Origin of the sequence: Treponema putidum (assembly GCF_024401155.1) — a bacterium.
GTDB lineage: Bacteria > Spirochaetota > Spirochaetia > Treponematales > Treponemataceae > Treponema_B > Treponema_B putidum.
The window spans coordinates 373,882-386,121 of record NZ_CP038804.1; the positions used below are offsets into that span (position 1 = coordinate 373,882).

At 32.9% G+C, this 12,240-nt stretch carries 11 protein-coding genes; 3 read left to right on the plus strand and 8 right to left on the minus strand.

Translation table 11 applies throughout. From position 1 onward, the window contains the following. Nucleotides 1-158 precede the first annotated feature (158 nt). Nucleotides 159-722 (plus strand): elongation factor P, encoded by a 564-nt coding sequence (gene efp, locus E4N74_RS01745; protein WP_044978791.1) that lies wholly within the window; start codon nucleotides 159-161, stop codon nucleotides 720-722. Between the two features lie 66 nt (nucleotides 723-788). Here the strand turns inward: efp and E4N74_RS01750 are convergent, their stop codons facing one another. After that, entirely contained in the window at nucleotides 789-1,001 is a 213-nt protein-coding gene (locus tag E4N74_RS01750; RefSeq protein WP_255818618.1) for a hypothetical protein, read from the minus strand. Nucleotides 1,002-1,057: 56 nt separating this feature from the next. Between E4N74_RS01750 and E4N74_RS01755 the strand changes: the two genes are divergently transcribed. Together E4N74_RS01755 and E4N74_RS01760 are read left to right on the plus strand one after the other, a co-directional pair. After that, on the plus strand, nucleotides 1,058-1,888 hold the full coding sequence (locus E4N74_RS01755; RefSeq protein ID WP_255818619.1) for a TatD family hydrolase: 831 nt from the start codon (nucleotides 1,058-1,060) through the stop codon (nucleotides 1,886-1,888). Between the two features lie 32 nt (nucleotides 1,889-1,920). Further along, nucleotides 1,921-2,718, plus strand: coding sequence for a TIGR00282 family metallophosphoesterase (locus E4N74_RS01760; protein WP_044978794.1), 798 nt, complete (start codon nucleotides 1,921-1,923; stop codon nucleotides 2,716-2,718). Between the two features lie 23 nt (nucleotides 2,719-2,741). Here E4N74_RS01760 and E4N74_RS01765 read toward each other — a convergent pair whose 3' ends face one another. The 7 genes from E4N74_RS01765 to E4N74_RS01795 all read right to left on the minus strand — a co-directional run bounded on the left by E4N74_RS01765 (nucleotide 2,742) and on the right by E4N74_RS01795 (nucleotide 12,198). Further along, nucleotides 2,742-6,170 (minus strand): hypothetical protein, encoded by a 3,429-nt coding sequence (locus E4N74_RS01765; protein ID WP_255818621.1) that lies wholly within the window; start codon nucleotides 6,168-6,170, stop codon nucleotides 2,742-2,744. Further along, the gene (gene dinB / locus E4N74_RS01770) at nucleotides 6,170-7,354 is read right to left on the minus strand and encodes a DNA polymerase IV (RefSeq protein WP_255818625.1); all 1,185 of its coding nucleotides are present in this window, start codon (nucleotides 7,352-7,354) and stop codon (nucleotides 6,170-6,172) included. The genes E4N74_RS01765 and dinB overlap by 1 nt, the downstream gene beginning before the upstream one ends. A 1-nt stretch (nucleotide 7,355) precedes the next feature. After that, nucleotides 7,356-9,305 carry a membrane protein gene (locus tag E4N74_RS01775; protein WP_044978796.1) on the minus strand — a complete coding sequence of 650 codons (1,950 nt, stop codon included), beginning with the start codon at nucleotides 9,303-9,305 and terminating at the stop codon, nucleotides 7,356-7,358. Between the two features lie 11 nt (nucleotides 9,306-9,316). Further along, entirely contained in the window at nucleotides 9,317-9,730 is a 414-nt protein-coding gene (locus E4N74_RS01780; RefSeq protein ID WP_255805958.1) for a J domain-containing protein, read from the minus strand. A 3-nt stretch (nucleotides 9,731-9,733) separates the two neighbouring features. Continuing rightward, nucleotides 9,734-10,873 carry an N-acetylneuraminate synthase family protein gene (locus E4N74_RS01785; RefSeq protein WP_255818627.1) on the minus strand — a complete coding sequence of 380 codons (1,140 nt, stop codon included), beginning with the start codon at nucleotides 10,871-10,873 and terminating at the stop codon, nucleotides 9,734-9,736. Between the two features lie 79 nt (nucleotides 10,874-10,952). Beyond that, nucleotides 10,953-11,303, minus strand: coding sequence for a NusG domain II-containing protein (locus tag E4N74_RS01790; protein WP_044978798.1), 351 nt, complete (start codon nucleotides 11,301-11,303; stop codon nucleotides 10,953-10,955). After that, nucleotides 11,287-12,198 carry a patatin-like phospholipase family protein gene (locus E4N74_RS01795; RefSeq protein WP_044978799.1) on the minus strand — a complete coding sequence of 304 codons (912 nt, stop codon included), beginning with the start codon at nucleotides 12,196-12,198 and terminating at the stop codon, nucleotides 11,287-11,289. The genes E4N74_RS01790 and E4N74_RS01795 overlap by 17 nt, the downstream gene beginning before the upstream one ends. Between the last annotated feature and the right edge of the window lie 42 nt (nucleotides 12,199-12,240).

A 12,240-nucleotide genomic window follows, 5' to 3' on the forward strand; every position in this document is an offset into this window, starting at 1 on the left:
GTTTACAAAGCATTTCCAGAGCAAATGTTTTTACGGAAAAATCTGACGAATAAAGCTGAAACTAAGGCCTAAATTAACAGAAAATTTTTAAAATCAAGACTCTTGCATAAAAATATCAAAAATGCTAAAATATCGCACAATTTTAAATGAGGTGAAAAATGATTAGAGGCGGAGATATAGCTAAGGGCACTGTTTTGCTGAATAAGGGAACCCCTTATTTGGTTGTTGAAAGAGAATTTGTAAATCCCGGAAAGGGTGCGGCCTTTGCCCGTGTTAAAATGAAGAATCTAAGGGACGGATCGGTTTTGATGCAGACTATCAAAACGGCAGACACCGTTGAAGATGCGGTAGTAGATACACACAAGTGTCAGTATCAGTACAAGGATGGAGACTTATTTATGTTCATGGATACTGAGAGCTTTGAATCGGTTTCCGTACCTTCGGACACAGTAGGCGACAAGGAACATTATCTAAGAGAAGGGGATGAATACGATATTCTCATCTGGGAAAATGAACCCATAGATGTCAGGATTCCCACTAAGATGATTTTTATTGTAGAGCAAAGCGAAAACTATATAAAGGGAGATACTGTCTCTGGAGCTACAAAACCCATTGTTACCGAAACAGGTCTTGTAGTCCGTGTTCCATTATTTATCAAACAGGGTGAAAAAATACTCGTAAACACTGAAACTAACGAATATCAGGAAAGAGTTAACAGCTAAAATAAAAGCGGTAATTAAGGGGAACACCCCTTAATTACTCCTTAGCTTAACTAAAAGGTAGTACGATTAGGCTACTACGGAACCCGCTTCTGAAAGCTCGTGAATGTAGCCCGTGCGAACGCACATATCAAAAAGATCTTTTTCTATAAAATCTTCACTTATTTTTTGATAGCCGTCTTTATCCATACAAATGCGCAGGATGTATCCGGCATCGGTTTCTTGCAAAATGGAACAATATGAGGCGTCGCTTTGAGTAGTTTTTATCGAATATAATTTCATACTTTCCCTCCGTATAGTAATATTTTCGGTATACAAAACGATACCTTTAGTATATAATGACTCCCATGTACACCGATGCCCATGTTCATATTTTAGACACAATAGAGGAACTAAATTCTCAAAATATAGAAAATCCTATTTTAAAAACCTTCGATAAGGAGATATTTTTTTGCGCTTCGGCAAATGAGGCAATCCGGTTTGAGGTTCAAGAAAAAATATGCAGGGAAAATTCCAAGCATTTTATTCTGTCATTCGGAATACATCCTCAATGCCCGATAGAAGACGAAATACCTTATTTAGAAAAACTCATAACCGAAAAAAGAATAGCCGCTATCGGGGAATGCGGATTCGACCTATTTGATGAGCATTATAAAAGCACATTAGAAGCCCAAAAAAAAGTATGGAATACCCAATTAAATCTTGCCCAAAAATCGAATCTCCCCATAGTTGTACACTGCCGCAAAGGAATGCACCTCATATTCGATGATGCAAAAACTCTAAAGAAAATAAGTGCGGTTATCTTTCATGGATGGGCTGGCTCCGTAACCGAAGCAAGGTCATTTCTAAAAAAAGGAGTAAATGCTTATTTTTGTATCGGCAAAGGATTGCTCCGCGGACAAAAAGCTCAAATAGAAACTGCTGCAAATTTAGAAACCGGAAGACTTTTAACCGAAACGGATGCCCCATACATGAGTCTAAAAGAAGAAAACTTATCTCTTCCAACAGATATAAAAACGGTCTTTTCGGCTTTCGCAGAATTAAGAGCTAAATCGGAAGGACTTTCAAACTATGATGAAAAAAATTACAAAAATTATACGGAAGAATTAAAAGATTCAATCTTTGAGAATTTTAAAAAAACATATAATATCCGTTTTAACGGCAATTGATTTTTTTTTAATCTTATTCTAAAATAAGCCTTATGAAACAATTTATAAGAATTTTTATGGGCGGAGATGTTTGCGGTAATCTAGGACTTCAAACCTTACAAAAACATTTGCCCTTGATAATAGAAAAAGAAAAAATAGATTTCTGCGTGGTAAACGGAGAAAACACGGCACACGGTGTAGGGATAAAAGATGACCAGACGGAACTATTTTTTAATGCAGGCGTTGATGTTATAACTGGAGGAAATCATACACTGGAAAGATTTGATATCCGTATGAACTTCGGTAAGGACAGAAGAGTTTTGAGGCCTCATAATTTTCCTCTTGCTCAAGGCTCGGGACTTGCAGTTATCGAAAAAACCGGAATCAAATATAGCGTAATAAATCTTCAAGGAAGAGAAAATATGAGGGCCATCGACTGCCCATTCCAGTCCATTGATTTTCTTTTCTCTTCGCAAAATGAAAATAATTTATCCGAGTCGATTAACATTATAGATTTCCATGCAGAATCTACAATGGAAAAAGAAGCCCTCGCCTTTTATGTGGACGGCCGAGTATCTGCTTTTGCAGGTACACATACTCATACTCAAACGGCAGATGAAAGAATCTTACCGAACGGCACGGCTTATATTACCGACCTCGGAATGATAGGAGCTAAAGAGTCCGTAATCGGAGGGAGCCCCTTTACAGCCATTACAAGAACAAAGAGCCAAGTTCCGCAGCGGGTTGAAGTCATGGAAGAAGGAGTTGCAATATTTTGCGGCTTAATCGCAGAGATAGATACCGAAACAAAAAAAGCCGTTTCGGTAAAAAGAATTCAAATCACTTCATAGGCTTTTAACTGATTTTTATCTCTTTAAAAATCTACCTTTCCTGAAATTCCTGCATTTATGTTGAGTAAAAAAGAATTTGATGTTGTAGAAGCGCCTTCCAATTCTGCAAATATTTTTATTTCACCGTGAGAACCTATCTTTGTAGATTGTAAATGCTTAAAAGAAAACTTGTAGTTAAGTTTTTGTAAATTCTTATTTTGCGAGAACTCTACAGAAAGTCTTTCTTCTCTGCTATCCGATAGAGGTATTTTTGAAAAAGTTTCTATTATTAATCGGGGAAGAGATGAGCCTCCTTTGTAAGAAAAAATAAAACTGAATTTTTCTTTCCATTCGTCGGTTAAGAATTTCTGCATATCTATTTTTGAAGCCGTATATAAAAACTCGTTTTCAATGCCCAATTTATTATTTAAGCTAAAGAAAAAATAAAGACTATGAATTGAATTAAAATTAAATTTAAAAAAGTCTTTTCCAAACGAAAAACCGAATTTGTAAAGCCTATTCAACTCATCTTGATCATAAAATTTAAACCAATCAAAATGGCCGTATTTTCCTGAAATATTCAAAGCCGTATATTTAAATAAAAAATCAAGCCCGTATATATTTACAGGCGATTTACCGGTTTGAGATGATTGAACCAGCCTGGATAATGATGAGCCGAATTCAATGGGTACGTATAAATCTTTGATAGAACCGCTTATCAATCTTGAAACAGAGAATCCGTAAGAATTAAAAAAGCTGTAAAATAAATTTTTATTTTCGGTTTGTATCTGACTGTTTATTCTTTGATCGAACATGTCATAAAAAAACGGTTTGGAAAATAACCAATATTGTTCACCTAAACCAGTAAACAAGGAATTCAAATCCAAAGCATAGGATTTAAGTTTTTCAGCTTCTATAGCCTTTTTCTCTTTTGTAATTTTTCTTTTTATAATCGGAGAGAAAAATATTTTCCCCGTATTGAATGGTACGGAAATTTCAATACCTGTTTCATCACCTGATTTTTTTTCTGTTTTATTTTGGAAATCTATTTTTGAGAAAGCTTCAAAATTAAAACCTGACAGTCTAAAGCCTGTTTTATCTTCTTCATTTACAAAATAGTTAAATAAAAACTTTAGATCGGCAGCTCTGTTTTCGGCATTTTTTTCGCCTATTGAGTACATATCGATTAAGCTTTTTTTCCATGCTTCATAATATGATAAGGATGAAGGATAAAAATCGGTTCTGTATTTTTGCCCCACAGAAAAATTAGTCTGAGTATATATTGTTCCGAATTTTGCCTGCGGAATAATAGGCGCAATTGATGCGAATATTTTTTGAGAAGCATAATCTTTATTGTAGTCAATAGCGGTAATATAATTTATATCTATATATTTTTGAAAATCAATTTTACATTCACGCCTTAGAATAGAATCATGTATGTTAACAAAAAAATCTTCCGAAGCATTAAAAAAATAAATCGGCATTATTACGGAATGGCCGTAACTTTCAATAATATTCAATTCCGATTTTTTTTGTAAAAAATCGGCTTTTAAGGATAACAAACCTGCTAATTTTATTTTCCATATATCAAGTGCTGCATTAGTTTTTGTATGAAGATTTAAAGACTTTTTATCACTTATAAAATTTTCTTCAAAATAAAAAAGAGGATTAGAAAAAATGGGTACATTATTTTTAGAATATAAAGAGCCTGTAAAACTATAATTAAAATATGTTTTATTTTGAAAAGAGTAAAATTGTTCTCTTGCTTTTTTATTACGATCAACATCGGATTCAAAACCTATAACAGTTCCTGTTTTTATTTTTTGGTTTTGATAATCTATACCGCTTGAAAGTTTATATGTATCAATAGGAATAATTTTTTGTTTTGCCGTTTCCCAATCACCGGAACCTGCAAAAAAAACATCCAACCCTTTAATCGGTTTCCAGTGCGCACCTCCTGCAAATCTTATAGTACCCGAATCCGAATAGGTCACGCCTTCTTTCCATTGGATTTCTACAATATCATTTGAAAAAATAGGTTCATCTATCGTTAAAGTATGATTGGATTCATTATAAGAAAAGTTGAATATCCTTATTTTATTTTTAAAAATACGGATACTTCCCGGAATAGTCGTATCGGGTAAGCTAAACCCTGGTGTTGGAGTATAATTTTTGCATAATATTTGTAAACTTAAATTGGTCTCATCGGAATTACCTTGAAGATATATTTTATAATCCGTTTTGAAAAACGGAAACATTTGTTCGGGATTACTAAAATCATAGTCTTTACTTAAATCCAAAACCTGGATAAATTTCAGTTTTTGAAAATCACTTAAAAAATTATCTGTTGTCTCTGTATTCGCCGTAAAATGAGGATTCACATTTTGATTATATGTGTAGACAACCGATGAGGAAGAATCCCCTTCGACTTGAGGCGCATTATACCTTGAGGCAATTTCAAAAGGCGAAAATTTTTTTTCTTTTAAAACCAAATAATCCTTACCAAAAATATTTTTTTTATATCCTTCAACATTAGCGGGAATAGAATTTGCTAATTCATTTATTTCCGGGATTGAACCTAATACTGAAAAATAATTTTTGACTTTACTTAAGTGTGTATTAGCAGGATTATTCGTATCTGACGGATTGGGCTCTAAATCAAAATAATTTATAGCCACCCCTTCAGGATAAGATTTTTTTAATGATAAGACTTTTAAACGCGGGTCAATCGAAAATTCATCAGAACTTAAACGCCTCCATTGACTGCCTGCAAAATCTTTAACAAAAATGGAAACGGGTTTTCCATATAAATTATCTACGGGAATATAAAAATGTTTGCCCCTTTGCCAAGCGTTAATCGAAATTTTATTTTCTATAATTTCAGTATTGCCATAGTATGCTTTTGAATTATATTCGGAGCTTTCATATCTGAGTACTGCATCAGCGTTCCATTTGTCTCCTTCAAAAGTTCCCATCACACCTGGGCTGATAAACTTGCCTCCTCCCGTATCTATGTACCCATAATTAAGAGGAAATTTTATATTACTGTTACCTGCACGAATGTGTTTTATGGGAGAATCTTCTTTTCCAAAATAGCCGAAGGCTAAAGTACTTTTTTTATAGTCATCTTTATAAAGTGTTTCAAAATAAAACATTTTATTTAATAAAAGTAGTAGCGATAAATTTGCCTTTTGTTTAAATACACCCTGAAAAGAATTTACTTTTGCATAACCTTCAAAAAATTCAAAACTTGAAAGCCCTAAAAATTCAATATCCCAAAAACCATCTAAAAAAAGAACAGTATTTTCCGAATCAAAATTTTTAAAGTATTGGCCTGCTTTGTTTTCACCGGTTCTGTTTTTAATTAAATCGATACCAAAATCAATATCGGCACTTCCGTCATTTTCAAAACCATAGGCAGCCGTCCATAAAAAAATAAAAATTATAAAGAAAGGTAAAATTTTATTTTTCATTACAAACCATCCTTATCGTTTTGTAAAAGACGAGCCGGTTTTAAAATATTCTTACCTTCTTTTTTTGTAAGGGTATACATAGTTTCTTGCATCTTTCGTTTCTTTATATTTTTTTCACTATAAAAAAGTTCAGATTGAGCTTCGGGAATATCGGCTTCAACATTCATGATACAAAGCCCCAATAATCTTATGGGTGTTTTATTATCGAATTTTTTATAAAAAAGTTCTTTTGCCCGCTCAAATAAGTCTTGAGTATCATTGACAATGGAACCTGTAGATTGAACGGAAACGGTTGTAAAATCATTATATCGTATTTTTACCGAAACGGTTTTTCCTTTTATCTTTTCATCGAAAATTCTATACATAATCTCCGATGCAAGATAAAAAAGAACATCATTTATATCTGCAGGAGAAAATAAGTCGTGTTCAAATGTCCGTTCCGTACTTATCGAGTGCGATTTAACATCATCGTTAAAAACATCATAAAGCTCTCCTCTAACAGCTCTGTACAAAAAACTACCTGATGCATTTCCTAAAATACTTTGCAAAAGATTTTCACTTGAATTAAAAATTTGAGGCACTGTAGTCAAACCTGCTGCAAGAAGTCTTTTCCGCGTTTTTCCTCCTATACCCCACACATCCTTTAAAGGAAGATTTTTCATAAAATCAATTTCTTCACCCGCCGGTACAATAAAAAGTCCGTCAGGTTTTGAGCGGCTTGAAGCTATCTTAGCAATATATTTAGTTTGAGCGCAACCTACCGAAACCGTTAAACCCGTTTTTTCTTTTATAGTTTTTTTTAATAGAAGTGCGGAATTTTTAGGAGTACCGAATATTTTTTCCATCCCAGTCATATTTAAAAAAGCTTCATCAATAGAAAGTTGGTTTACCTCCGGACTAAAATCTTTAAATATAGTCATTACCTCTTTTGACTTTTCATGATACCGATCCATGCGACATCTTAAAAATATGCCGTTCGGACAAAACTTTTTAGCCTGCAAAATAGGCATTGCAGAATGAACTCCGAATTTTCGAGCTTCATAAGAACAAGTTGAAACGACGCCTCTTTCCGATTGACCTCCCACAATTACAGGCTTACCTCGGTATTCGGGATTATCAAGCTGTTCAACTGAAGCAAAAAAAGCATCTATATCAACATGGAAAAAAACTTTTCTGTTTGCCATATTAAGCTCCTGCATCGGGCAACAAATCGAATTCTTTTATGACATGAAAAATTAATTTTTTGTTTTTTAAATTTTCATTTGAAATTTCAAAAACAGGACTGATAGGATTATCATAAAACCATGCAAGTATTTTTACGTGCAAAACAGCATTTTTTTCTCCCGAAAATTTTATAGAAAAAGGTTCAGTCAAATTAATAGGTGAAACAAATTCAGCACTTCTTCCCTCATCCGATTTTTTAAATTCCATAGTTGCTTCATAAATAGGGAAACCATCCGTACGGCTTATAATAACCTGTATAACAGCTGCCCTAATCTTAGGAACAATATTTACCTCACCTATTACACGCTCAAGATAATTTTCTGTTTTCGCCTGTACCTTAATAAAATCAGCATCTCCAATACCGGATAACTCAGGAACTTGTTCATCTGCATCAATATCCTGAGAGACGGTTTTTATATTTGAGATGACAGATATATATTTATTTCCGTTTTCAATATTATATAAAATAAATTCATCCGTATTTTTAGGATGTAAAAACTTAGGATAAATTAAAATAAGAACAATAAGAGATACTGTGATAAAAGTTATTGCTCCTGATACAATGAACGGTATAGATTTTGCTTTAGGCCGTTCTTTTTGTAACTGCATGAAAAACCTTATAAGCATCAAAGTATATGGAAGAATAAACATTGATGTTAAAATATGATCGGAATAAAATAAAACATTAGTAAGATTATCTTTAATAAATATTATATCTGAAAAATGATATATAAATAATAAAATATATAATATAAAAAATATTATTTGTGCATATATTTTTTGAAAATGATAAGAAATAAAAGATAAAATATACATCTCCAATAGTATAATTGTTAATGATAAATTGACTCTCGAAAAGATAAATATATTAAGAAAGCACACAATGCTTGCCAAATATCCATAGATAAAAATATTACTAGGCATTTTCGCATATTTACTTATGTACGCAAACAAAGATATTATTAATGATGCAAATAAAAATTTTAAAAATATTGCTCCAAGAGGCAAAAGGTTAATAGATTCTTCAAAACCGAATTTAAAAGAAAAAACACGAAGAGCAAAATATTCTCCTATATAAAGAGCAAATAAATTGATTATAAAAAAGAAAACAGGAACTCTCCAAAGAACTACAAGGTCTTTAATATTTCTCTCCCGTTTTTTCCCAAATAAAAAACTGAATATAAATATATAAAAAAGAGCCGATAAAGCAACAGCCATTATTAAAATTACTAATGTATTTTCATTTATAATTATAAGACCGAATATTTTTTTTATATTATAATGCATATCCCATTCCGATGGAATTCCATTGGAATAAATATTTATTAAGGATTTTAGAGTTGGCCTGATATCCGAATTGTAAGATATTTTAATTGCAGGAATATTTTCTTTTAAATATTCAGATAAAATATCATCGGTTATTATTCCAAGACGGTACAAAGTAATATTATTGTATTTAAACTCAAAAGGAATACTTTGTTTTTCTAAAATTTCTTTTAAATCTTTTAGCATCCATGGCGGACAGGTTTTTTTTTCACCTCCCGGAGTTAATACAGCTTTATCCGGCAGGCCGTCAGATAAAATAAAAACAACAGCGGCCTTATTTTCATTTATTTTTGAAATAAGTTTTTTTGTATTTTGGGATTCTATTATATCAATACTTTCAGGGAGATTAGGAAAGTCATTATCGGTAATTGCAATTATAACACGTGTTTGAAGAGGTGCTTCCTTTAACTCTTTTACAAAATTTTCTAAGAGCTGTGTAGAAAATGTCGGTTCATTATTTTGATTCCTTGCAGCAGTAAACACAATAACATTTTCAGTTTTAGGTCCTAATTCATAAATTGTATTTTCGGAATAAATATGCAGTGTGAGAAAAAACAATAAAATTAAACAGAAGTTTTTTTTCAATCTAAAATTCCTTATGAATTTAAGTCTTTTTCGGATAAAATCTTTCCTGTCTTAAACCAAGTCTCTATTTTTCGATAAGAATTATTGATACGCCTTATTATCATATTTGCCTCAGTCTGCTTTGACGGCGAATTTTGCAAATCAGGATGATGTTTTTTTATTAAACGCTTCCATGACTTTTTACATTCATCCAAGGGTACTCCCGGTAAAACGTTTAAAACTGCAAAGTCTTCAATCAATTCGGGAGGAACAGGGATGCGCTTTACTGATTTATCTATCTTAGGCGGAGGGCGCCTCTCCATCCGTCCTCCCATAGTGCGGTAGCGTCCGTTTGATCTTTGAGTTGCAGCCTTAAAAGGATCTTCATCCGAGGTAAGAGCATCCCGCAAAATATTCCCCATATCATTATAATAATTCTTACTCATATCTTATTTCCTTGTAAGAAAATCTTGCATTAAAAGACCGTCACCGGCTTTAACTGATTTTTGTAAAACGGCACCGATAAAACTATCAAACATATCAGGCACCTCTCCTACCGATAAAATTTTTTCCGTTCTTAAAACGGCTATATCCTTATCGGTTATGATCTCTCCCTTTTTTAAATCTTGCAGATAATGAATAGACCTATTTGTGCGGCCGTAATTTTTACTTTCCGCTAGACTTAATTTTTTTTCTCCCGATCCGATAACTTCATTTATAAATTTTAAAGAATAATTTAATGTTGTTAAATCCTCTATGATTTCATCACAAGTTTTTTTAGAAAAGGAATTTATAGAAGAACACATTTTTTTAAACATTTCAGGCTCTAAGGCAACAGGATCATCCAAGCCCTTTTCATTGCGGGACAGGCAAATATGTTTTTCTATTATAAAGCCTCCTGATGCAAGCGTTAAGGCCGGCACTAAAACCGGATCTAAAGAGTGATCGCTTACTCCGCAAGCAATACCGAAAATACGGCTCAAATTTTTAACCACAGAAACATTGTATTCCTTTTCCGGAGCAGGATAAGATGTAATACAGTGAAGCAGGGCAAGGCTCAAGTCTTTATTTTCGGAATGTAAAACGGTCAAAGCTGTTTCAATATCTTTTAAAAGAGAAACTCCGCTCGATAAAATCATAGGAATATTAAATCGGGCGCAATATTTTAAAAGCTGCACATAATTAAGCTCAGGTGAGGCTATTTTTATAAAATCAGGTTTAAGAGAAACAAGCTCTGCAGCTGATCTAAGTCCGAAGGGACTGGCCGAAAACAAAAGTTTTTTTGATCGGCTGTATTCGGCAAGCTCTTTATAAAAACTTACAGGAACTTCTAAACTTTTAAAACGCTCATATAGGGGAATCTTACCCGTAGGTAAATCTACATATCCCGTATTAGGATGAAGAATTTCATCGGCATAAACAATTTGAAATTTTACAGCCCTTGCTCCGGCTTCTTTAGCTGCATCTATCAACTTTACGGCTCTTTCAATAGATCCGTTATGGCTTGTTCCTATTTCGGCAATTGTAAGAGGATTTTTTATTGAAAAAATTTCCGAACCGAGCCTAAACTCTTCATATTTATTATTCATAATATCCGTAGAATATTACATTAAATTTTAAAAAAAAACAAGATGAAAAAATTTAAAATCTTGATTTCAGTTTTATATTTTACTTTTTTTCGACGGATAAAAAAACCTTGTTCGGCAGGCAGGCATTCCAATCGCCGTGATTTTTCAATTTCGGAGCTGTTATACAGGTTTTATTTAAACAAGTTGAGCTGACGACAAAGGCTTCATTTTTTTCTATTCTGATATTTACAGGCCCTGTTTCTCCTTCAACTTCAAAAGATATATCAGTATCCATAGGATATATCCAATTCCCTTTCGGTGTATGTACCGATAGGTAGAGGGTAGAGTTATCTGCAGAATATATAAAAAGTGACGTTAATGTTATAAATGCAACAATTATAGCAAAAATTATAATATCAAAAGTTTTAACCTTATTAAAAAACTTTTTCATTCTTTAACCTTTTAACAGTCTTTTTCATCATTCTTTTACGGTTTAAAAAGCCTGAAAGCCCGTTTTGAAAAAATTCAAGGAGCTCTTTTTTATTATTCATAGTTATGGAATATCCCATCTGAATTTGGTATAGAGGATCTGAAAAATCATGCGAAACCTTATCGGTGTCAATATCGAGAATATGGGTCGGAGTATTACATTCTCTATAACAGGATTTTATTGAAGCTACTTCCAAACATCTTGTTAAAACTGAAATTGAAGAATCTATATCATTATTATTTATAGACTTAAAGGTTCCAAGCGTTACAGCCAAAATATTTTTAAAGCCCTTTTGTTTAGCAATCCAAACAGGTGTATTGTTTTTTACACAACCGTCTACAAAAAGTTTTCCGTTATAATTAAACGGTGCAAAAAAACCGGGATAGGAGTATGAAGCTCTCATAGCGTCAGCCAAAAATCCCTTATCAAAAACCACTTCGTTCCCTTCACATAAATCTGTTGCATTGCAATAGAAAGGAATCTTAAGCTGGTCAAAGGTTTGATAACAGGAAAGTTTTTTAAAAAGAGTTAAACTCCTTTCGCCTGAATCCGCCCCTTGATGAGAAATTAAATTATTTAAGCCCACTCCGATTTGCAATATTTTTGTGAGTTTAGTTATACCGAATCCTAAATGAGAGGCATCGAGGTAGTCGGTTAATTCAAAATCGTTTGAAAAGAAAGAAACCATCTCATCTACTGTCATGCCTGAAGCATATAGGCCGCCGATAATCGCCCCCATAGAACATCCGACAATACAATTAGGAAGCGGATATTCTAATTCTTCAAGAGCTTTAAACATTCCAATGTAGGCAAGGCCCTTTGCGCCTCCGCCCGATAAAACCAATGCCCATTCCATAATGTAATTATATCTATATTTTTAAATTTATGCTAGACTAAA